The sequence below is a fragment of the Halococcus agarilyticus genome (assembly GCF_000334895.1).
In the GTDB taxonomy this organism is placed as follows: Archaea; Halobacteriota; Halobacteria; order Halobacteriales; family Halococcaceae; genus Halococcus; species Halococcus agarilyticus.
The window spans coordinates 79,673-100,585 of record NZ_BAFM01000015.1; the positions used below are offsets into that span (position 1 = coordinate 79,673).

General features: G+C 67.3%; 20 protein-coding genes. 8 read left to right on the plus strand and 12 right to left on the minus strand.

The genetic code is table 11. The features are described 5' to 3' along the window. Position 1 precedes the first annotated feature (1 nt). Positions 2 to 1,951: a PQQ-dependent sugar dehydrogenase gene (locus TX76_RS12790; protein ID WP_079890832.1), complete on the minus strand. Its 1,950-nt coding sequence runs from the start codon at positions 1,949 to 1,951 to the stop codon at positions 2 to 4. A gap of 224 nt (positions 1,952 to 2,175) precedes the next feature. Between TX76_RS12790 and moaA the strand changes: the two genes are divergently transcribed. Continuing rightward, a complete protein-coding gene (moaA, locus tag TX76_RS12795) occupies positions 2,176 to 3,135 on the plus strand; it encodes a GTP 3',8-cyclase MoaA (RefSeq protein WP_049902890.1) in 960 nt (319 codons plus the stop codon). A gap of 58 nt (positions 3,136 to 3,193) precedes the next feature. Here moaA and mobA read toward each other — a convergent pair whose 3' ends face one another. Continuing rightward, positions 3,194 to 3,826, minus strand: a complete 633-nt coding sequence (mobA, locus tag TX76_RS12800) for a molybdenum cofactor guanylyltransferase (protein WP_049902891.1) — start codon at positions 3,824 to 3,826, stop codon at positions 3,194 to 3,196. Positions 3,827 to 3,955: 129 nt separating this feature from the next. Between mobA and TX76_RS12805 the strand changes: the two genes are divergently transcribed. The 7 genes from TX76_RS12805 (at position 3,956) to TX76_RS12835 (ending at position 12,065) form a co-directional block, all read left to right on the plus strand. After that, positions 3,956 to 4,123, plus strand: coding sequence for a DNA-binding protein (locus TX76_RS12805; RefSeq protein WP_049902892.1), 168 nt, complete (start codon positions 3,956 to 3,958; stop codon positions 4,121 to 4,123). Positions 4,124 to 4,281: 158 nt separating this feature from the next. Further along, complete coding sequence (locus TX76_RS12810) at positions 4,282 to 5,850, plus strand: NADH-ubiquinone oxidoreductase-F iron-sulfur binding region domain-containing protein (RefSeq protein WP_049902893.1); 1,569 nt, start codon at positions 4,282 to 4,284, stop codon at positions 5,848 to 5,850. 72 nt (positions 5,851 to 5,922) lie between these two features. Then, positions 5,923 to 6,858, plus strand: coding sequence for a 2Fe-2S iron-sulfur cluster-binding protein (locus TX76_RS12815; RefSeq protein ID WP_049902894.1), 936 nt, complete (start codon positions 5,923 to 5,925; stop codon positions 6,856 to 6,858). A gap of 1 nt (position 6,859) precedes the next feature. Next, positions 6,860 to 9,211 (plus strand): formate dehydrogenase subunit alpha, encoded by a 2,352-nt coding sequence (fdhF, locus tag TX76_RS12820; RefSeq protein ID WP_049902895.1) that lies wholly within the window; start codon positions 6,860 to 6,862, stop codon positions 9,209 to 9,211. Between the two features lie 72 nt (positions 9,212 to 9,283). Beyond that, positions 9,284 to 9,622 carry a hypothetical protein gene (locus tag TX76_RS12825; protein ID WP_049902896.1) on the plus strand — a complete coding sequence of 113 codons (339 nt, stop codon included), beginning with the start codon at positions 9,284 to 9,286 and terminating at the stop codon, positions 9,620 to 9,622. Positions 9,623 to 9,733: 111 nt separating this feature from the next. Further along, positions 9,734 to 10,000 (plus strand): hypothetical protein, encoded by a 267-nt coding sequence (locus TX76_RS12830; protein WP_049902897.1) that lies wholly within the window; start codon positions 9,734 to 9,736, stop codon positions 9,998 to 10,000. 82 nt (positions 10,001 to 10,082) lie between these two features. After that, positions 10,083 to 12,065 carry a molybdopterin oxidoreductase family protein gene (locus tag TX76_RS12835; protein ID WP_049902898.1) on the plus strand — a complete coding sequence of 661 codons (1,983 nt, stop codon included), beginning with the start codon at positions 10,083 to 10,085 and terminating at the stop codon, positions 12,063 to 12,065. A gap of 374 nt (positions 12,066 to 12,439) precedes the next feature. Here the strand turns inward: TX76_RS12835 and pstB are convergent, their stop codons facing one another. The 10 genes from pstB to TX76_RS18135 all read right to left on the minus strand — a co-directional run. Continuing rightward, a complete protein-coding gene (gene pstB / locus TX76_RS12840) occupies positions 12,440 to 13,345 on the minus strand; it encodes a phosphate ABC transporter ATP-binding protein PstB (RefSeq protein WP_049902899.1) in 906 nt (301 codons plus the stop codon). Beyond that, positions 13,342 to 14,973 carry a phosphate ABC transporter permease PstA gene (pstA, locus tag TX76_RS12845; RefSeq protein WP_049902900.1) on the minus strand — a complete coding sequence of 544 codons (1,632 nt, stop codon included), beginning with the start codon at positions 14,971 to 14,973 and terminating at the stop codon, positions 13,342 to 13,344. Before pstA ends, pstB begins: the two co-directional genes overlap by 4 nt. 1 nt (position 14,974) lies before the next feature. Next, positions 14,975 to 16,030 carry a phosphate ABC transporter permease subunit PstC gene (gene pstC / locus TX76_RS12850; RefSeq protein WP_049902901.1) on the minus strand — a complete coding sequence of 352 codons (1,056 nt, stop codon included), beginning with the start codon at positions 16,028 to 16,030 and terminating at the stop codon, positions 14,975 to 14,977. Then, on the minus strand, positions 16,027 to 17,112 hold the full coding sequence (locus TX76_RS12855) for a PstS family phosphate ABC transporter substrate-binding protein (RefSeq protein WP_195156055.1): 1,086 nt from the start codon (positions 17,110 to 17,112) through the stop codon (positions 16,027 to 16,029). Before TX76_RS12855 ends, pstC begins: the two co-directional genes overlap by 4 nt. Positions 17,113 to 17,262: 150 nt before the next feature. Further along, entirely contained in the window at positions 17,263 to 18,432 is a 1,170-nt protein-coding gene (locus TX76_RS12860; protein WP_049902902.1) for a S1C family serine protease, read from the minus strand. Positions 18,433 to 18,673: 241 nt separating this feature from the next. Further along, on the minus strand, positions 18,674 to 18,976 hold the full coding sequence (locus tag TX76_RS12865; RefSeq protein WP_049902903.1) for a DUF7521 family protein: 303 nt from the start codon (positions 18,974 to 18,976) through the stop codon (positions 18,674 to 18,676). A 40-nt stretch (positions 18,977 to 19,016) separates the two neighbouring features. Next, positions 19,017 to 19,391 carry a winged helix-turn-helix domain-containing protein gene (locus tag TX76_RS12870; RefSeq protein WP_049902904.1) on the minus strand — a complete coding sequence of 125 codons (375 nt, stop codon included), beginning with the start codon at positions 19,389 to 19,391 and terminating at the stop codon, positions 19,017 to 19,019. Positions 19,392 to 19,427: 36 nt separating this feature from the next. After that, on the minus strand, positions 19,428 to 19,583 hold the full coding sequence (locus TX76_RS18130; RefSeq protein ID WP_195156056.1) for a DUF7563 family protein: 156 nt from the start codon (positions 19,581 to 19,583) through the stop codon (positions 19,428 to 19,430). A gap of 316 nt (positions 19,584 to 19,899) precedes the next feature. After that, complete coding sequence (msrB, locus tag TX76_RS12875) at positions 19,900 to 20,319, minus strand: peptide-methionine (R)-S-oxide reductase MsrB (RefSeq protein ID WP_049902905.1); 420 nt, start codon at positions 20,317 to 20,319, stop codon at positions 19,900 to 19,902. Between the two features lie 60 nt (positions 20,320 to 20,379). After that, on the minus strand, positions 20,380 to 20,913 hold a 534-nt coding region (locus TX76_RS18135; protein WP_195156057.1), incomplete at its 5' end, for a hypothetical protein.

Here is a 20,913-nt window from a genome sequence, read left to right on the forward strand (position 1 = left end):
GTCAGTCGCTGTCTCTGTCGCCGGCGAGCGCCCGGGCGATCGCGGCGGCCGCGACGCTCCCGATCCCGCCCAGCGCTGCGAGCGCGCCGAAGCCCGGTCCGCCGGCGTTGCTCGCGGCGTCGCTTCCGTTTTTCGTCCCCGAACCGTTTGCTGTCTCCGCGCCTCCCGCTGTCGACTTCGTTGCGGGCGATCCCCTTGCCGCCGATCCCGTCGTGGACGATCCTTCCAATGTCGATCCCGTCGTGGGCGTCTCCGGAACCAGCTTCCGCACCTGGCCGGTCGTCGTCGAGGGATCGACGCCGAGCACGTCGGTCGTGAGCGCGTAGCACTCGCCCGCCGCGTCCTGGCCGATCCCGAGGAGGTAGGCATCGAGTGATCCCTCGGGACCGCCCTTCACCCGGAGTTCTTCGAGCGACCATGCCCCGCCGTCGTCCCCCGTGGCGGGCGGCGTCGCGGCGAACAACGACCCGCGTGGCTCGCCGTTCTCGCTGTAGTCGCCGAAGACGTACGTTCCCTGGAGTGCGGGGATCGCGTCGCCGTCGTAGACGTGACCGCCGATGACCGCGAGGCCCACGCCGTCGCCCTCGTAGACGTGGGGGTACTCCACGATCGGGTCCACGAGCGGTTCGCCGCCGCGGACGTCGGGTGGGGTCCGCTCGGGGCACGCCGTCGGCGGGTCCGCGGGGCTCCCGGTGCTGTAACAGTGACTCCCCTCCCGGACGCTCCAGCCGTAATTCTTCCCCTTCTCGACGACGTTCACCTCCTCGTAGTTGCTCTCGCCGACGTCGGCAACGAACAGGGTTCCATCGCTGAAGCTCATCCGCCACGGGTTGCGAAACCCCCACGCGTAGTGCTCGTCGCGACCCGATTCGCCCACCAGCGGGTTGTCGTCCGGGATCCCGTAGGGCGCGTCGCCCGGGCCACCCGTGGCGTCGACGTCGATTCGGAGGACGCTCCCGAGCAGGTTCTCGGTGACGTCCTGACCGTTGCCGCCGTTGTTCGCGTACCAGTCCTCGGCGTGGCCTGGGTCGAGCTTGCTGCCCCCGCCGTCGCCCATTCCCATGTAGAGGTACCCGTCGGGTCCGAACGCGACCGAGCCGGCGTTGTGAGTGTAGTGGGGCGACGGAACGTCGAGGAGCACCCGCTCGGAGTCGGGCTGGCCCCGTCGCCCGTTCTCGCTCGCGGTGAACTCGGAAAGTCGCTCGATGTGGGTGTACCCCTCGGGCGTTCCGCGAACCCTCGGCGCGCTGTACCGGACGTAGTACCGCCGGTTCGCCCCGAAATCGGGGTGGAAGGCGAGGCCGAGCAGCCCGCGCTCCTCGATCGAGTCCGTCCGCGCGGAGGAGAAGTCGACGAGCCGGTCGGTGATGTCGAGGAACGGTTCGTTGGCGAGTCCGTCGGAGCCGTGGACGTAGATCGTCCCCACCTGATCGACCACGTATCGCCGGTCGCGGTCGTCGGGAGCGACTTCGAGCCCGAGTGGCGCGCTCAGCGGCCCGTCGGCGACCGTCTCGGTCCGCACGGTCGGGCCGGACGGCATGAATCGGTCGTCCTCGTCCGTGGCGTCGGCAGCACCGCCGTCGTTCGCGGCCGCGGGCTCCTCGCCGGCGATCCGGATGTCGCCGCGCATCGATCCCGGATGAGCCTCGCAGACGTACTCCGCCATCGCCGCGCTGGCGACGAACGCGAGCGTCTGGGTCGCGCCGCGCTCGGTCACGAACGGGGTGCGCTCGATCGTGTTGCCGTCGGCGTCGAGCAGCGCGACGTTGTGGGGCGTGCCGTCGACGTTCTCCCAGGTGATCCGGTAGACTCGGCCCGGTTCGAGGACGAGCGTGGGGTTCGTCTCGCCGCTGACCGCCGCCGGTTCGCGCCCTTCCCAGCCGGGGATCTCGCCCCCGAGACGGATCGTGCCCGCCGCGCTGCCCGACTGCGCACCGGCGCGTCCGCCCACGCCAGCAAAACTGGCCGCGGCTGTTGCGGCGAGAAATCCACGACGGGACGTGTTGGAGGCCACTGTCGAACCAGTGCCGCTCCCGGGGTTTGGCTCTTACGCGAGCGACACCGATCGACGATCCTGCTCGTGAGGACGGTGCGTTCGACGGACTGATCCCGATTCGGTGTGTCGATCGTTCGACGTTCGCACAGGCTTAACCGTTTGCGCCGAGTAAGACAACCATGCTCGTCGACGGGTTCGGTCGGGAGGTCTCGGGGGTGCGCGTCTCCCTGACCGATCGCTGCAACTTCGACTGCGTCTACTGCCACAACGAGGGACTCGGCGACACGCGCGGCCCGATGGACCCCGCCGAAAACGAGATGGCGACCGACGACGTGGTTCGATTCCTCGAAGTCGCCCGCGAGTTCGACGTCGGGAAGGTCAAGTTCACGGGTGGCGAGCCGATGCTCCGCGACGACCTGGAGGAGATCGTTCGCCGAACGCCCGACGAGATGGAGACATCGTTGACGACCAACGGAACCTTTCTGCCTGGCCGCGCCGAAGAGCTGCGCGAGGCCGGCCTCGACCGCGTGAACGTCTCCCAGGACGCGATCGACCGCGAGGCGTTCGCGGAGATCACCGAATCGGGCGCGTACGAGCGCGTACTGGAGGGTGTCGAGGCGGCGCTCGACGCCGGGCTCGACCCGGTGAAGCTCAACATGGTGGTGTTCGAGGGAACAGTCGAGTTCATTCCCGAAATGGTCGAACACGTCGCCGCGAACGGGGGACTCCAGCTCCAGCTCATCGAGTACATGCCCGAGATCGCGGGCCACCCCGAGTGGGCGATCGACATCGAGCGCGTCCACGCCTGGCTCGAAGATCGCGCCGACCGGATCGAACACCGCGAGATGCACGATCGTCGGCGCTACTGGGTCGATGGAGGGATGGTCGAGATCGTCGATCCCGTCGGCAACGAGACGTTCTGCGCGAACTGCCACCGGGTCCGCGTCACCCACGAGGGGTATCTCAAGGGCTGTCTCAACCGGAACGACGACCTCCGATCGATGGGCGAGATGACCAGGGATGAAATCCGCGACGCGTTCCGCGAGGTCGTCCACAACCGGGTGCCGTACTACGGCGAGTACATGATCCGTGACGGCGACGGCGGCTGGGAAGTCAACGACGAGTACGTCGGTGCGTAGCGGCGACGTCGACGGGGAGGGTTTTGCACGTCGACAGCAGCTCGTGGGCGATCGGGTGTCACTCGGTGGGATCGCCGAACCGATCGGCGACAGCCACGAACTCCTCGCGCGTGTTGACGTTCGTGAGTGTCTCTGGATGGGCGCGTTCGCGCAGCTCCCGCCCCTCGATGACGACGGGATCGAGGTCGGCAAGCGCCGCAGTGACCGATCGCTCGCCGCGCGACAGCGTCGCCGCGCAGGCGTCGGCCATCGCGTCGACGTGATAGACCGCCTGGAGCGGCTGGAGTCGGTCGTCGCCGAATCGGGGCAGCGCCGCATCGTGGCCGGCGGCTCGATCGAACAGATGCGAGACGAACGCTGGATCGACGAGCGGCATGTCGGCGGCGACGACGGCGACGTACTCGGTTTCGGGGTGTTCGCCCCTGACGGAATCGAGGCCAGCATGGATGCCGGCTGCCGGGCCGCGATCGGGCTCGGGGTCGGGAGCGTACTGGACGTCCATTCCCGCGAGCGTCGCTGCGATGGCATTCGTTCGATCGGCGCGGCAGTTGACGACGAGTCTATCGACGACGCTCGCGAGTCGATCGGCGACCCGACGGATCATCGGGACGCCCGCGAGATCGGCTGTGACCTTGTCCGCGCTCCCGAACCTGGTCGAGCGCCCGCCCGCGACGATGACTCCGGTGCTCATCGGCGGCAGTTCGACACGAACACCAATGAACGTGTCTCGGGATATCGTAGCGGCGACCGAACGGTCCCGGCTCTACTTCCACTCCGCTTCGGGAGGATATAAGTGCGAATCGCGAGGAGTGGCACACGCATGACGGAATACATCGTGAAATCGGCAGTCAAGGACCGACTCGACGATCAAAACGTTGCGGCGGACTTCTACGACGCCCTCGACGAGGACGTCGCGGAACTCCTCGACGACGCCGCCCGACGCGCGGCGGACAACGATCGCAAGACCGTCCAGGCACGCGACCTGTAACGCCGCGAGACGGGAAGCAATCGGTGTACCGCTGGTGTACGATCCGTAGCGACCGGTAGTCGGATCGCGGTCCCTCGAACGGCCGGTCCGGCTGCAGGCACCGGAGTTCAACGTGGGGCAGCGCCACACACAAATACTCCCGCCGATTGTGTCCGGTGATGGCAACGCGCAAGGGTGCGATCGGCGACGACTCGATCATACGGGTCCCGGTCGGTGGCGAGCACGACGGCACTGACTGCCTGGCGGCGGCCGAGGACGCGGCCGAAACGGTCGACGTCGTCGCGGTCGGATCGACCGGCGTGGACGCGCTCGCGCCGCTCGTTCTCGCGACCCACGACGGAGCGACGGCGTTCCTCTTCAACTGTACCGCCGAGCGAACGCGAGCAGCGCTCGAAGCGCTCGAAGGCGGCTCGCTCCCGGACGCGGCGGCGACCGTGGAGCACGATCCGGGGACCACGGACCTGCCGACACCACCAAAAACGAACGGATCGGCGGCGCTCGGGGTGGGATCGCGCCGCGTGCTCGCTGGCTGCGGCTGGCGAGCGCCGACGAGCGTCGCGGACTACCGTGCCGCGCGGGACGGCGACCTCGTCGTCGAGAGCGCCGCTCCCGACCCCGACGCGACGCGCGAGCGAATCGGGGACGCCGCGCTCCGCGGTCGGGGCCGGGGTGATGGGAGTACGGACGCTCCGATCTCGGCGGCATGGACGACCGCGAGCGAGACCGACGGCGAACCGGTCGTGGTCGTGAACGGAAACGAGGCCGACGACCACGCGCGCGCCGATCGACTCCTGCTCGAAAGCGCACCGCTCGCGGTGCTCGATTCGGCGCTCGCGACCGCCCACGCGATCGACGCGACCGACGTCGTGGTCTATGTCAACGACGCCGAGACGCTCGCGAGGCGACGGGCCCAGGAGGCGGCGGACGCGCTCGCCGACGACCGTGATCTCGACGTTTCGATCGGGGTCGTCGCCGGGCCGGATGCATACACCGCGGGCGAGATGACGATGGCGCTCGAAGCCCTGGAGGGCAACGACCGGCTCGAAGCGCGACGCCGGCCGCCAGGCCCCGCGCAGTACGGCCTCCACGGCCGGCCGACCGTGATCCACACCCCCCGCACCTTCGCCCAGATCGAGCAGGTTCTCGGCGACGAGAACCTCGGCGGCGTGCCGCGCGACCCTGGTACTCGGCTGTTCACCGTGGCCGGCGATGTCGACGCGCCCGCGACGATCGAACTCCCGACCGACGCGACGCTCGACGACGCCCGCGGCGCGGTCGCACTCGACGGCGGGTTCAAGACCGCCTGCGTCGGCGGGCGGTTCGGCGGCCTGGCCCGCGACCTCGACGTGCCGGCGAGCGCGCCGGGGCTTCGGGGCGCGCGCCTCGGGACCAACGGCGTGATCGAGCTGTTCGGCGAGTCGACCTGTTCGGTGGCGCTCGCCGGCCGGCGCGCGAAGCTCGCGCGTGAAGAGAACTGCGGGCGATGCGTCCCCTGCCGCGAGGGGTCGAAACAGCTCGTCGACCTCCTGCGCGACGTGTACGACGGCGAGTATCAGGCGGGAATGCTCCGCGAGCTCGCCCGTACGATGCGCGAGACCAGCACCTGCGAGTTCGGCGAGGAGGCCTCGCGCCCGGTGACGACCGCGATGGAGGCGTTCGAGCCCGAGTTCCGCGCCCACGCCGACGGGCGCTGTCCCAGCGGCACCTGCGATGGACTCTCGACATGACCACTGACCCACGGCGATCCGACCGACGCGGCCCGAACGGGAACGACACCACCACGGCGAACGAGGACCACGATGAGCACTGATCCGATCTGGGAGAACTCCCGCGCGACCGACGCCGACGTACCGCTGACCGAGGACATCGCCCCTGGCACGGCGAACGATCCGCCCGCGGGGTCGACCGCGGGGGCGACGGTGACGATCGACGGCCAGGCGGTCGAGACCGAGGCGGGCGCGACGCTGCTCGATGCGTGCGAGACCGTCGAGACCGACGGCGAGGTGCTCGCGCTCTGCTCGTACGACGACGAGGAGCTGATCGGCCCGCGCAGCGAGTGTCGGACCTGCATGGTCGAAACCGAGGAGCACGGCGTCGTGCCGTCGTGTAGTTTCCCCGCCGAGGAGGGTATGACGGTCGAGACGGGTGCCGCGGCGGCGAGCGAGGCGCGCGACGTCAACCTCGACCTCCTGCTCTCGAACCACAACCTGCTGTGTACCACCTGTGGTGCGAACGGGCGATGTGACCTCCAAGATGTCGCGATCCAGAACGACGTGGTGGAGCCGCGCTACGGCGTGATGCACGACCGCAGCGAGCTCGAACCGATCGACGATTCCTCGCCGTTCATCCAGATCGACCGCAACAAGTGCATCCTGTGCAATCGGTGTGTCGAGGCCTGCAACGACGTTCAGGTCGAGGGCGTGCTCCGGATGGAGGGCTCGGGCGAGGACACCCGCATCGGGTTCCAGAACGGTGCGGACACGATGATGGAATCGACCTGTGTCTCGTGTGGCCACTGTGCGACGGTCTGTCCGACGGGGTCGCTCGTCGAGCAGGGGCTCGTGGACGCGACGACGCTCCCGGTACCGGGGTTCACCCACAAGAATTCCGCCGAGGAGATCGTCGGCGAGGACTACGAGGGCCAGCCGGGTCAGATGACGCCGATGAAACGCGAACACAGCACCGAGAACGAGCCGCGGGCGAACGCGGAGTCCACGGTCGAGGGGGACGACTGAGATGAGCGACACACCCGACGCCGAGAAGGAGGGCGTCGCGGGATTCATGGCCCGCGCGAAGGAGCAAGCCGGCGACCGGACGAGAGAGACCGTGAACGAACGCATCGTGCGACCGTTCGAGCACGGCTTCTCGGATTTCGCCGGCAACGCGATGTCGGAGGGCCGGCTGTTCACGATCGCGGACGCGGTCGGCGACTATCAGAAGAACGATATCGACGTGACGGATACGACGTGTGAGTACTGTGCGGTCGGCTGTCGGTTCGACGTGCTCACGAAGGACGGCGAGTTCCTCGGCACGCAGCCGAACCCCGAGAACGCGCCGATCAACGGGATCTCGACCTGCGTGAAGGGGAAGTTCGCCCACGGCTACACCAACAGCGACGACCGACTCACCCAGCCGCTCGTGAAGGAGGGCGGCGAGTTCCGCGAGGCGTCGTGGGACGAGGCGCTCTCCCGGGTCGCCGAGGAGATGGGCGCGATCGTCGAAGAGCACAGTCCAGATGCGCTCGGCCTGGTGGCCTCGTCGAAGGCCACCAACGAAGACAATTATGTAATGCAGCGGTTCGCCCGGGAGGTGATCGGGACGAACAACATCGACAACTGCAATCGCCTGTGTCACTCCTCGACGGTTTCGGGCCTCTCCAGCACCTTTGGATTCGGGGCGGCCTCGGTCGGGATGGAGGCGCTCGAAGAGACCGACTGCTATCTCCTCACCGGCTCGAACACGACCGAGGCACACCCGGTGCTCGCCACACGGATCAAACAGAACGTCAAGGACCAAGATGCTGACCTCCTCGTCTTCGACCCGCGCAAGACCCAGATCGCCGAACACGCGGACCAGTACTCGCGGATCAACGCCGGCTACGACAACACCTGGCTCAACGGCCTCACGCGGTACATCATCGAAAACGATCTCCACGACGAGGCGTTCATCGCGGAGCGCACGACCGGGTTCGACGAGGTGCGAGAATCCGTCGAGAAGTTCACGCCCGAGTTCGTCGAGGAGAAGGCGGGCCTGCCCCCCGAAGAACTGAAGAGCGCGGCCGAGACGATCACCAGCGCCGACTCGTGCGTGTTCGGCTGGACGCTCGGCCTGACCGAGCACGCCCACGGCACCGAGAACATCTACGCGATGGCGAACCTCGCGCTGGTGACGGGCCACATCGGCGGCCCCAAGTCGGGTGTATCGCCGTTCCGCGGGCAGAACAACGTTCAAGGGGGTGGCGGCGACATGGGGCCGCTGCCCAACAACTTCCCCGGCTACCAGCCGGTGACCGACGACGACAACCGGGAGAAGTTCGCCGACGCCTACGACATGGACCCCGAGGAACTGCCCGATCAGGAAGGGTACCGGATCACGGACATGTTTCTCGCCGCCACGAAGGGCGATATTCGGGGACTGTTCATCCAGGGCGAGAACAGTCTGATCTCCGAGCCGAACATCGCCCACGCGAAGGAGGCCGTCGAGGAACTCGACTTCCTGGCCGTGCAGGACATCTTCCTGACCGACACCGCCGAGCACGCCGACGTGGTGTTGCCGGCGACCGCCTCGCTGGAGTCGAACGGCACGTACACGTCTTCGACCCGCCACGTGCAGCTGGTGAAGCGCGCCGTCGATCCGATCGGCAACGCGAAACCCGACTGGAAGATCACCCAGGAGCTCGCCGCACGCTTCGGCTACGACTGGGGGTACTCCCATCCGAGCGACATCATGGACGAGATCAGTAGCGTCGTACCGATCTACGGGGGTGTCACTCACGAACGCCTCGAAACCCTCGACGACGGCGAGGGGCTCCAGTGGCCCGTCTGGGATATGGACCATCCCGGGACGCCGTACACCTACGAGGAGCAGTTCCAGACCCCGGACGGCCTCGCGCACATGCATCCGGCGGACACGGTCGATCCCTCGGAGACGCCCGACGAGGAGTACCCGCTGGTGATGACCTCGGGCCGCGTCCTCTATCAGTATCACACCGGGACGATGACGTTCCGGGACGAGGGGATCATGTCGTACTCCGATAAGAGCTTCGTGGAGATCCACCCCGAGACCGCCGAGGAGTACGGAATCTCGAACGAGGACACCCTCGAGATCACCTCGCGTCACGGTGAGACCCGGGCGATGGCTCAGATCACGAACCGGCCGAGCCCCGGCGAGGTCTTCATGCCGATGCACTACCTCGACGGCGGGGCGAACAACCTCACGAAGGAGGAGCCGCTCGACGGGCCGGCGAGGACGCCCGAGTACAAGGTGACCGACGTGCGGATCGGGGTGGCCGGCGCGGGTGCGTCGGCGTCCGCCGCGAGCGCGTCGAGCGTGGAGCGCGAGGACCGGGCCGCGAAGTCGGACGACTGAGTGTGGGGTGGGAGACGGACTGCCACACGGGCGACAACGGTTATGTCGTTTCGCCGCGAACGGAGGTCCATCATGGGAGACGTCACCGAGGACGACATCGGCAAGCCCGTCTTCACCGCCGAGGAGCGACGGATCGGCACGCTTCAGGGGCTGAACGGTCCCACGCTGCACATCAGCCTCGCCGAGGACATCGACGACGAGCTCCTGAGCGACATGAAGATCTCCGAGACGACCGGCATCACCGACGACGACGGCGGCGTTCTCGCCGGGGCCGTCCGGGCGTCGGTCGCGGACGTCACCGACGACGAGATCCACTTCTGGCCGTCCTACGCCAGCGAGGCCGCCCACGAGTCGGTCGACTACGAGGAGATCCCTCGCGAGGACAGCAACGTCGAGACCGACGAGTCCTGAGGGGCCATCGAGCGTCGTCCGCCGGCGGATCGACGCGGTCGTCGGCCGCAGATCCCCAACCGTCGGTGGCTTCGCCCGACAGTATAAGTGCACACGCGGGAAACGTCGGGCATGGAACGAACGGTCGCGCTCAAGCGGCTCGTCGGGCTCGATCCCACCCCGACGGGGATCGGCAGTCGCCAGCGAACCGTCCACGAGTGTACGTTCTGTGGGGCGGAGTTCGACACCGCGGCGACGACCTGTCCGGACTGTGACAGTCAGCTGTTCCGCGAACGGACGACCACTCTGCGGGCGAAGTTCAACCTCGCGTTCGTGATCGTCGTGACCGGGTTCGCGATCGCCTACAACGTCCTGACCGGGGAGTACCCGAAGGAGTGATCGAGGGCCCGAACCCTGGTCCCGTGAATCGTTCCACGAACGACTTCCGAGGACGTGGAACCCGTCCGAACGTGATTTCGCAATGAGCGACGCTCCGGAGTACGATCCCACGACGACCACCTGCCCGCAGTGTGCGGTCGGGTGCAGTCTGCGGTACGACGAGATGACCGGCCGCGCGACCGGCATCGAGGGCGCGCGCGTCAACCGCGACGGTCGGCTCTGTCCGAAGGGGATCGCGGCGTTCGAGGGGCGCGACGAGGATCGGTTGACCACTCCCCTCGTGCGGCGCGACGGCGATCTCGAACCCGTCTCGTGGGAAGTGGCGCTCGATCGGGTCGTCGACGGAATCGAAGGCGTCCGCGAGCGCCACGGCCCGGAGGCGCTCGCCTTCCTCGGCGCGCCCCGGTGCACCAACGAGGAGAACTACCTCCTCCAACGAATAGCGCGCTCGCTCGGCACCAACAACGTCGACAACCGCGCGCGGAGCTGTCACGACGCCACCGCGCACGCGATGGAAGCGCGACTCGGATCGGGCGGAACGACCAACAGCCTCGACGATCTCCGGGAGGCGGATGCGTTCCTCGTCGCGGGCGCGAACCCCGCCGAACGCCAGCCGATCGCGTTCGACAGGAGTATGCGCTCGGCAGTCAACGACGGCGCAGCCCTGCTCCACCTCGATCCGCGGGCGAACCGGACGACGCGGCTCGCGACCCACCACCTCGCCCCGCATCCGGGCCGCGACGCGCTCGCGGTGGCGCTGCTCGTCCGCGCGATCCTCGATGCGGGGCTCGAAGACGGGGCGTTCGTCGCCGAGCGCACGACGGGGTTCGAGGCGTTCGCCCGATCGATGGAGCGCTTCGACGTCGCGGCGGATGCCGAGCGGGCGGGACTCGATCCCGCGGCGGTGCGGGCGGCAGCCGAGACGTTCGGCGGGGCCGAGCGCGCCGCCGTCGTCACCGGGACCGGGATCGAGGACGACGAGGGCGCGACCCCGAACGCGCTGCTCGACCTTCTCTTGATTACTGGGAACCTCGGCAAGCGCGGTACCGGGATGAACCCCTTCCGCGGGCTCGTCAACGAGCAGGGCGCGAGCGACATGGGTGCACGCCCCGACTGCCTGCCAGGCGAAGCTCACGTCTCGGACGCCGACGCCCGCATGCGCGTCGCCGCCGAGTGGGGCGTCGAGCCACCCGCCGAGCCGGGCACGGCGGAACCCGCGCTCGTCAGATCGTTCGGGGAGGAAGTCCGAGGTGCGTTCGTGCTCGGGGAGAACCCCGCGGTGAACCGGCTCGACGACACGACCAGCGAGCGGCGGTTCGCCGATCTCGACTTCCTCGCAGTGCAGGACGTCGCCCCGAACGAGACGACCGCGTACGCCGACGTCGTGCTCCCGGCGAGCGCGTGGGCCGAAAAGTCTGGCACCGTCACGAACCTCGATCGCCAGGTCCAGGCGCTGCGGCCCGCGGCGTCGCCGCCGGGCACGGCGCGACACGATCTCGACGTGCTGTGTGATCTCGGCGCTCGGCTGACCGACGCCGATTTCGAGTACGACGGACCGTCAGGAGTGTTCGCCGAGATGACGAGGGTGAACCCGCTCTACGCGGGAATGACGTTCGCCGGGGTCGTCGACGGCGGCGAGCGGTGGCCGCTTCCCGCGGGCGCGAGCGAGGGAACGCAGGTGCTCCACCGCGAGCGGTTCCGAACCGGGCGGCGGCGCGCATCGTTCGGATCGATGACGGCGATCGCCAGCGGGGCGGCTGCTGGAGAGGACGAGTCCGTGGGCGAGAAGCTCGTCCTCCTGACCGAGAGCCGGGTCGACGAGGGCCGGCCGACGGCCGACGATGCGACGATCCAGGTCAACCCGGCGGACGCCGCGCGGCTCGCCGTCGCGGACGGGGCGCGCGTCGCGGTCGAGAGCGAGCGCGGGACGGTGCGCCTGGTCGCGGACGTCACCGACGACGTGCGCGAGGGGACCGTGTTCGCCCACGCGAGCGTCGTCGATCCGCTCGTCGGCGGGGGGCGTACCCTGGTCCAGATGGAGAAATCACGGCGTCGTCGGGAGTAGCAGCGCTCGAACGAACCACCTCTCGATAGGAACGACGCCACACCCTTTTCACTCGACTCGAAACCTCGAACCGTCTCTTCGATGGAATTCGAAGCGAACGGCGAACCGGAACTGTCGGTACACATGAGAAACCGCCACCGCATCGCGCCACACGCCTCCCCAGCCGATTCCTTCGCTTCGTTCGCATACACTCACTCCACTCAGTCATCCCTCGCACGCCGATCCGCGCTCGGTGCTCTCTGTCGTTCGCACACGAGCGCGAGCGCGCGCCACCGTGTCCCTGTTTCGACACCGTAGACGGGTCCTGACGACAGCACGACCCTTTCGCCGCGCTGGCGTCGCTCATCCGATTCGCTCGACTGTCCGGTTCGGTGCTACCCGAACTTCCCGGTGATGTAGTCCTCGACGCGCTGGCTTGCGGGGTTCTCGAAGATCTGGTCGGTGTCGCCGTACTCGACGAGTTCGCCGCCGGTGAGGAACACGGCGGTCTGGTCGGAGATGCGGGCGGCCTGCTGCATGTTGTGGGTGACGACGACCACCGTGTACTCCTCGGCGAGGTCCTGGATGAGGTCCTCGATCTTCGCGGTGGCGATCGGGTCGAGCGCGCTCGCGGGCTCGTCCATCAGGATGACCTCGGGACCGACAGCGAGGCAGCGAGCGATGCAGAGGCGCTGCTGTTGGCCACCCGAGAGTCCGAGCGCGTTGTCGTCGAGCCGGTCTTTCACCTCGTCCCAGATCGCCGCCTGGCGGAGCGACCGCTCGACGAGTTCGTCCTCGCTCTCGCCGTCGTTCCGACCGAACAGCCGTGCGAGGAGTCCGGTCTCGACGTCACCGTGTTTCCGGGGGCCGTAGGCGACGTTGTCCCGGATCGACTTCGGGAACGGGTTGGGCTGCTGGAACACCATCCCGACGCGCTTTCTGAGCTCCACGAGGTCGGTGTCGTCGCCGTAGATCTCCTCGTCGTCGAGCTCGACCGAGCCGTCGACGCTCGCACCCTTGATCCGGTCGTTCATCCGGTTGAGACACCGGAGGAACGTCGACTTTCCACAGCCCGAGGGCCCGATCAGCGCGGTCACGCTCTCCTCCGGGATGTCGAGGCTGACGTCGTCGATCGCGTGGTCGTCGCCGTAGTGGACGTTCAGGTTCTCGACGGCGAGTTTCGTCCGGCCCCCGTGGCCGTACTCGGTCCACGCGGGGTCGATCCGTTCGTCGGTTTCGGCGGTGGTGGTGCGGTCGTTGCGGTCGTCGCGGTCGTCGGGTTCGGTCTGTGTCGTGCTCATGCGTCGAGTTTCCTCCGGAAGTACGTTCGTGAGACGATGCCGACGGCGTAGAAGGCCATCACCACCAACAGGAGGACGAGGGCCGTCGCCCACGCGAAGCCCTCGGAGACGTCCTGGGCACCCGCCGTGATGGTGGCGAACAGCTGGAGCGGCAGCGCGGTCGCGGGCTGGGCCAGCGCGTCGGCGTTCACCACGCCGAGCTGGACGAACGGGAACGACGACGTGAACCCGGCCGAGAGGTCGAGCACGTCGGGCCCGTCGGTGGGGAACGGTTCGCCGGCGAGCACCAGCAGGATGGGCGCGGTCTCGCCCGCGATCCGGCCGACGCCGAGGATCGAGCCGGTGACGACGCCGGGCATCGCCGCCGGCAGCACGACGCTCTTGATGGTCTCCCATCGGCTCACCCCGAGCGCGGCGCTCGCATCGCGGTACTCGTCGGGGACGTTGAGCAGCGCCTCGCGGCTGGTGATGACCACGAGCGGCAATAGCATGAACCCGAGCACGATCATCCCCGACAGCAGCGTGTTCCGGTTGCCGATCCGTGGGACGAGGAAGGCGAGCCCGAACAGGCCGTACACGATGCTCGGCGTGCTCCAGAGCCCGTTGGTCGCTACCTCGACCACCGCGGTGGCCCGGCTGCCTTTTGCATATTCGGTCAGGAACACGGCGGTCCCGACGCCGAGGGGCACCGCGAACGTCACTGCACCGATCACCAGCCAGACGGTGCCGACGATCGCGGGCGCGACCCCGTTGATCGCGTTCGTGATCGCAAAGCCCTCCATCGCGAACGGCCAGTAGAACCAGAGGATGGGTCCGTGAAATATCACCCACCGATCCCAGACCGGGACCTGGAACCATGTGATCGGGCCCCAGAACAGTCCGTACCGGATCCCCTCCGTCATCGGTCCCCAACCCCGGATAGCGATGAAGGAAACGAGAACGACGAGCAGCGCGATCATCCCTGCGGCGTTCGCGCTCACGAGCAGCGACGCGCCGCGCGCCTTGCCCTGGGTGCCGAAGCCCGCGCTCGCCTGGGCCGCGACCCACGCGAGCACCAGGCCGGCGACGCCGAAGATGACAGGAACAGTCGTCTCGGCAGCGAAGACGACCGAGAGTCCCGCCGGCTGCCACGACCACCCCGAGTCGATGACGCCGGTGAGGACCACGAGGCTCGCGAACAGCGCGAACCCGCCGCCGGTCGCGGCAAGCCCGAGGTCTTCGCGGGGAACGAGCGCGAGGCCGACGCCGAGCGCCGCGCCGACGAGCCCGCCGAGCGGCCAGAGCGTCGCGAGGCCGAGCGTCTGTGCGGCCACGAGGCCGCCCGTCACGAAGCCGACGCTCCCGAAGACCGCGGCGACCAGCGCGCCGGCGGTGTGGTCCGGCTCGGTGTCGAGCGCGCCCGCCGCGGAGGCGATGCCGATACCGACCATTCCGAGCGCCGCGCAGCCGAGAACCCCCGCGAGCAGATCGAGGAGGCCGACGCCCCCGATCGATCCGATCGGGAGAACCCCCGCGAACGCGAGCACGCTCACGACCAGCACACAGAGGGCGAGTCCGGCGATCGCGTTCGCGGCGTACTGGAGCGGGGTCGACGTGCCGCGGGTGAGGGTGGTGGTTCCCGTGGCCACGTTACTCGCCCCCTCCCAGTTTGCGCTGCATCCGGCGCTCGACGTACTGCGAGCCGAGACTGAGGCCCAAGACGGTGACGAACAGCACGACGCCCGCGGCGAACAGCGCGTTCATGTGGGTGCCGGAGGCGTTGCCGTACTGGCTCGCGATCAGGCTGGTGAGCGTGATGGTGTTGCCGAACACGTCGTACAGTGGTTCGGGAAGCTCGGTGATGTTCCCGAGGATCACCACCGCCGCCATCGTCTCGCCGACCGCGCGCCCCACGCCGAGGAGGACCGCGGCGGAGACGCCCGAGAACGCGGCGGGCACCGTGACGTCGGTCGTGGTCTGCCAGCCGGTCGCGCCGAGCGCGAGCGAGCCGTCCTTCATCGGGTCCGGTACGCTCGTGATCGCGTCCTCCGCCACCGAAACCACGGTGGGCAGCGCCATCGCACCGATGACGACTCCGACCACGAACAGGCTGCCGAGGGTCGGGAGCGCGAACTCGTCCATCATGAACGGGTTGAGAACGGTGAACCCGATGAACCCGTAGACGATCGACGGGATCCCCGCGAGCATCTCGATCGCGGGTTTGAGGAGGCTCCGCGCCCAGTCGGGGGCCATCTCGCTGATGAACACCGCGCCCGCGATCCCGAGCGGGGCCGCGACCGCGGCCGCGATCAGCGTCGTGATCACCGTGCCCCAGATCATCGGCACGAGCGAGAAGACCTCCTCGCTCGGGGCCCACAGCGTCCCGTTCGCCTTCGTCAGGGCGTCCAGCCCCATGATCCGGAACGCGGGGAGCGACTTCGCCACGAGGTAGATCGTGATGAGGCCGAGGCCCACCACCGTGGCGACGGTCGCACAGAGCGCGAGCGTGCGGGCGGTCGTCGCCTCGTCCGTGAGCAACCCGTAGGCCACGACGATCGCGACCGCGGCGAGCGGGTAGGCCGCGAGGCCGGGCGCGAGGAAGAAGGTTCCGGCCGCGACGATCAGCGCGAGGCCGACGAGCCAGGCCACGTGGCCCGTCCCGCCAACGCCACCGAGCCGTCCCCGGAGTCCGGTTTCGGTGCTCATCGCTGCGGGGCGGGGAGTTTTTCGAGCTGGGTTCGCTGGCGGTCGTCGGTCAGCGCCGAGTAGTTCGCGGCCGTCACGAAGTTTGTCTGCCCGTAGTCGTGGAGGATCATCCGGAGGAACGCCGCCTCCCGCTCCGAGGTGCCGTCCCAGGTGTAACAGTGGAGGTCGCGCGCGAGCGGATAACCGCCCTCGGCGAGGTTCTCGCCCGGCACGTACTCGGTCCCTTCGAACGAGAGCGCGATCGAGGAGACGGAGTCGTCGACGAACGCGAGCGCCATGTACGCGATCGCGTTGTCGGAGTTCGTGACGATCCCCTTGACCTGCTGGTTCTGCCCCTTCCTGACGTCGACGCCGGGGATCGGCGCGTTCGGGTCGCCGAAGAGGTTGTTCCGGAAGGCGGTGTCGGTGCCCGACCCCTCCGAGCGCCCGACCGCCTGGATCGCCTTTGTCGGCCCGTCGTAGCCAGGCACGTCGCGCCAGTCCGTGATCTCGCCGGCGTAGATCGCCTTCAGCGTCTCGGCCGAGATCGTCTCGACGCCCGCCTCGACGATCGCCTCGCTCACGACGATCGGCTGGGCGTCGACGCCGACGACGTGGTCGGTGTATTTCGAGAGCTCCTCCGCGGCGAGGTCGGGGAACTCCGCCTTCACCGGCGCGCTCGAGTTCCCGATGTCGATGCGCCCCTTCCGGAGGTTTTCGAGGCCCGTTCCCGAGTGGCTCAGGTTCACCCGCACCGCGATCGGCGGGGCTTCGCTCTCGGTTGCCTCGAAGCCGTACAGCCCGGCCCAGTAATCCGCGAGGCGTTTCTCCGTACTGATCCCGTACTCCTCGGGCGTCCAGTACTCCTCGTCGGGGGGTGTAGCGTTCGTCCCCCAGTAGGAGGCGGCCGTGTCGACGATCGGGTACACCGTCGAGGAACCGCCCGCGCGGAGGGTCGGCGCGTCGACGTCGCCCCCGCCGGACTCGTCGCCGCCGACGCTTCCCGGTGGCGTCGCACTCGTGCTGATACAACCCGCGAACCCCGCACAGAGCCCGGTTCCGGTCGCCAGGACTGCGCGTCGACTCACAGGACTCTCCTGCATTGGAACTACGTAGCGATAGGGACGGTAAGTACCCTACTATGAACGCTATATAGACAAACGTTCTCACGGAAATCCGGCGGGCCATCGTCGGTGCGATCGAGCACACGAAAAGCGAACCGCAACACCGGATCGGTGTCCGCAGCGGCCCTTTCAGCGGATCGTCGGCGTTTCACCCGCTCCGATGCCCGCGTCGGGTCGCTCGGGGCGCTGGCCGAGCGTCACCTTGACGGTGCGCCGCTCGCCGCCGCGGAGCACGGTGAGGTCGACGGTCTCGCCTGGCGATGCCTGGAGCGCGAGATACGACGAGAGCTGCTGTCGGGTGTCGATGTTCTCACCACCGATCCCGACGACGATGTCGCCGCCGGCCGGCACCACCTCGCCGTCCACCCGCTGGCGGCGCTCGCTCCCCTGGAGGACACCGTCTGCGGGACCGTCGGGGAGTACCTCGTCGACGTACACGCCGCGCGGCCGGTCGAGCCCGTTCGCCGCGGCGATGGTCGGCGTGACCGTCGCCAGCGAGACGCCGAGGTAGGCGTGATCGTACTCGCCGTCCTCGATGAGTGCCGGCACGACCCGTTCGACCAGAGCCGCCGAGATGGCAAAGGCGATGTTCTCGCCACCGCCGGAGTTGATGACGCCGACGACCCGTCCGTCGAGGTTCACGAGCGGTCCCCCCGAGTTGCCGGGGTTGACCGCGGCGTCGGTCTGGATCGCGTCCGGGATGGTGAACCCGTTCTGGGCGAGGATCGAGCGGTTGACGCCGCTGACGATCCCCGCGGAGGCCGACCCGTCGAAGCGCCCGAACGGGTTGCCGATCGCGACGACCTCGGTGCCGATGGGTGGTTGGGTGTCGACCAGCGGGAGGGCCGTCGCGTAGTCAGGCCGGTCGTCGACCGCGACGACCGCGAGGTCGCTGGAGACGTCCGTGCCGACGACCGACGCCGACCGCCACTCGCCCCGCGAGAACCGGACCTCGATCCCCGTCGCGTCGGCGACGACGTGCTCGTTCGTTACTATATATCCGTCCCGGTAGACGAACCCCGAGCCCTGGCCGGCCCCCTCGGGAGTGGTCACGTCGAGCAGCACGACCGACTGGATGGTCGCCCGATAGACCTGCGTGTAGGGGCTCTCGGTTTCGTCCGCGGTGTCGGTGGCGTTCGTCGCGTTCCCGGTCGCGGTCCCGTTCTCCGACCCGGGAGAACCGCCGATACCGCTCGTGCCGGTGTCACCCACTGCCTCCGAACATCCCGCGAGTCCACCGGCGAGTACCGCGCCGAGCCCGCCGAGACACCGCCGTCGCGTCAGTCGTTTCCCGCTCATGACGCGCCGATCACGCTCCCGGCGATCGCGTCGGCGCTGGTGGTACTTACAGGACCGGCCGCCTGGTCGGTCGGTTTCGAGCCGTGTCGTCGGTTTCGTTCCGTCACGACTTGAGGTGCGAGCCACGCCAAAATAGGCACTCCAGCGTGGTTTCAGCGCGTGAAAACACCGGTCGCGTACTCGGGTCGACGTCTGGCGCGGACGGGGTCGAAACGGGATTCTCGGTCCCGACGGGACCGTTTCAGTACCGATGGAGCGAGTAGAACAGCGTCGAGAACCCGAGGAGGATGAGGGCACCCTGGATCGTCTGTAGCCTGAGCAGCTCCAACCCGTCGAGGACGTACGATCCCTTGACCATGGTCTGATACACGACGACCGTCAGATTGCCGAGCGTGACGAGGACGAACCCCAGCGCTGCGATCCGGAACGATCGTTCCTGTTCGCGCCGGTAGGCGAGATAGCTGATCGTCGCGAGAACGCTGCCGATCACGAGGACCAGAAAGTTCGTCGAGAGCGTCGTCCAGAACTCCATTGGCTGGCTCATTTGGCTGTCGTGGGTCGACGTGTTGGCGGGTGCTGTGTCGTCATTGGTGGTCAGTCCGTTCAGCGGAGTGTCCCCCGAGATCGCGCCAGAACTCGCCGAACCGGTCGACGATGTCGCGTCTGAGACGAACGCTGGCGACGAAGCCGGCCGTTTCGAGGGCGAACTCCAGGGAGTCGAGGTTCGAGACGTACACCGTGTAGTGGTTGCCGTCGGGATCGACCTGCAGGTTCTCCTTGAGCAAGCCCTGATCGACGAGCGTGTTCACGCGCCGATACACCGTCGGGAGCGAGATGTCACAGCGATCGGCGAACTCTTGGGCCGAGCGGGGTTCGGAGTGGGCAGCGACGAGGATCTCGCGGGCGTCGTCGCTACAGAGGGCCGCGAACATCGCGTCCGGGTCCCGCTCTTCGCTCACGATCGGATGCCACCGGCGGTGGTGCAAAGTATCTACCTATGGACCGCGCGCCCGCGCTCGTTCCCGCGCCACCTCGGCGATGCCGGCGTTCGCGGCACAGTTCGGACAGGCGAGGACGCGGTCGTGTTCGTCGGCGAAGACCTGGGCGAACCGTTCGGAAACGTGTCCATGGCAGTGTTCACAGTTGGGCATTGTCACTCGACGTTCGGGTGGTCGCCGCGGCGTGATCGTGGTGCTTGAAGGGCCATTCGTGTTCCTCCGTTCGACATCAGTCTGCGGACGCTTTCCCTACGAGGACGTACCCGTTCCGGGGTTGTAAGGCCGCTCCGTGACTTCAGAAACTGAAAAGACCCCCTCGACCGGTCGGGTTCAGCGTTCGGGAGGTGGCTTCGCCGGGGTCCGTTCGTGACACCGTCAACGGTCGGCCCTGGTTCGCCCCACGCAGCGAGCGCCGAGGGGACATCCGTGTAGCGACGTTTGCCAGGCTGTCGTGGGGAACGCAGGTCGATTACGCTTCTTCGTCGTCGAACCCGAGCGCCGCGGAGTTGATGCAGTAGCGCTTGCCGGTCGGCTCCGGCCCGTCGTCGAAGACGTGGCCGAGGTGTCCGCCACACTCCGCACAGACCACTTCCGTCCGATCCATCCCGTGGCTGGTGTCGCGGCGGAGTTCGATGTGCTCGTCGATCGCGTCGGTGAAGCTCGGCCACCCGGTCTCCGAATCGAACTTGGTGTCCGAACTGAACAGTTCGGTTCCACAGCCCGCACAGAGATAGGTCCCGTCCTCGCTCTGGTCGAGTAGGTCGCCGCTGAACTTGGGTTCGGTGCCCTGCTCGCGCAGGATCTCGTACTCCTCGTCGGTCAGGACTTCACGCCACTCTTCGTCGGTTTCGGGGATATCGTCCGTCGTGGTCGCTGGTTCGTTCGACATGCCTCAACAGAGGGGTCCGACGCTTTTGTGGCTTCCGACCTTTCGTCTGGTTCTGAGCAATTATTCAATTTCGATTTCGTTGACTTTGGTTAATAATATATAGTATGTAAGATGCATAAGGGACAGACAAACAGGTTCATAGTCATCTTGGTCAAAAGGACTAGGGGTATGTGGGCCGCTACGCGTATGGAAAAAGTGATTGAGTTGATGTCTTATTACCACAAATAGCTTAATATAGCCCTCCGGATTTTTCTCCTTGCCATAAAAATCAAAGAACGGTTCAAGTCCGTCGCCAATCGATTCTATCGAAGTATTGAAACCAGTCTCCGCAGCTCGCATTAATTCGTCATTTTCCAAATATATTGATTCAACGTTCGTATGTTCCCCCTCCGAATAGAATCCTTCAAGTATGAAATAGAAGTTGGTGTATGCATTTACATAATCAAATTCGTCCAGAAATATCATTCCTTTTCGAAAGAATGCCAGTGGGACTTTGAGGTCTTCGACTAGGTCCCAGTCAAAGCCCTGAAGATCGAAACTCCAAACATGGGGTGTCTCCGATCTCGATCTCTCGAGATCAACTTTCCTTACCTC

Coding starts and splice junctions, on each gene's coding strand:
- moaA (WP_049902890.1), top strand. CDS start 2,176: ATGCTCGTCGACGGGTTCGGTCGGGAGGTCTCGGGGGTGCGCGTCTCC.
- mobA (WP_049902891.1), bottom strand. CDS start 3,826: ATGAGCACCGGAGTCATCGTCGCGGGCGGGCGCTCGACCAGGTTCGGG.
- TX76_RS12805 (WP_049902892.1), top strand. CDS start 3,956: ATGACGGAATACATCGTGAAATCGGCAGTCAAGGACCGACTCGACGAT.
- TX76_RS12810 (WP_049902893.1), top strand. CDS start 4,282: ATGGCAACGCGCAAGGGTGCGATCGGCGACGACTCGATCATACGGGTC.
- TX76_RS12815 (WP_049902894.1), top strand. CDS start 5,923: ATGAGCACTGATCCGATCTGGGAGAACTCCCGCGCGACCGACGCCGAC.
- fdhF (WP_049902895.1), top strand. CDS start 6,860: ATGAGCGACACACCCGACGCCGAGAAGGAGGGCGTCGCGGGATTCATG.
- TX76_RS12825 (WP_049902896.1), top strand. CDS start 9,284: ATGGGAGACGTCACCGAGGACGACATCGGCAAGCCCGTCTTCACCGCC.
- TX76_RS12830 (WP_049902897.1), top strand. CDS start 9,734: ATGGAACGAACGGTCGCGCTCAAGCGGCTCGTCGGGCTCGATCCCACC.
- TX76_RS12835 (WP_049902898.1), top strand. CDS start 10,083: ATGAGCGACGCTCCGGAGTACGATCCCACGACGACCACCTGCCCGCAG.
- pstB (WP_049902899.1), bottom strand. CDS start 13,345: ATGAGCACGACACAGACCGAACCCGACGACCGCGACGACCGCAACGAC.
- pstC (WP_049902901.1), bottom strand. CDS start 16,030: ATGAGCACCGAAACCGGACTCCGGGGACGGCTCGGTGGCGTTGGCGGG.
- TX76_RS12855 (WP_195156055.1), bottom strand. CDS start 17,112: ATGCAGGAGAGTCCTGTGAGTCGACGCGCAGTCCTGGCGACCGGAACC.
- TX76_RS12860 (WP_049902902.1), bottom strand. CDS start 18,432: ATGAGCGGGAAACGACTGACGCGACGGCGGTGTCTCGGCGGGCTCGGC.
- TX76_RS12865 (WP_049902903.1), bottom strand. CDS start 18,976: ATGAGCCAGCCAATGGAGTTCTGGACGACGCTCTCGACGAACTTTCTG.
- TX76_RS18130 (WP_195156056.1), bottom strand. CDS start 19,583: ATGCCCAACTGTGAACACTGCCATGGACACGTTTCCGAACGGTTCGCC.
- msrB (WP_049902905.1), bottom strand. CDS start 20,319: ATGTCGAACGAACCAGCGACCACGACGGACGATATCCCCGAAACCGAC.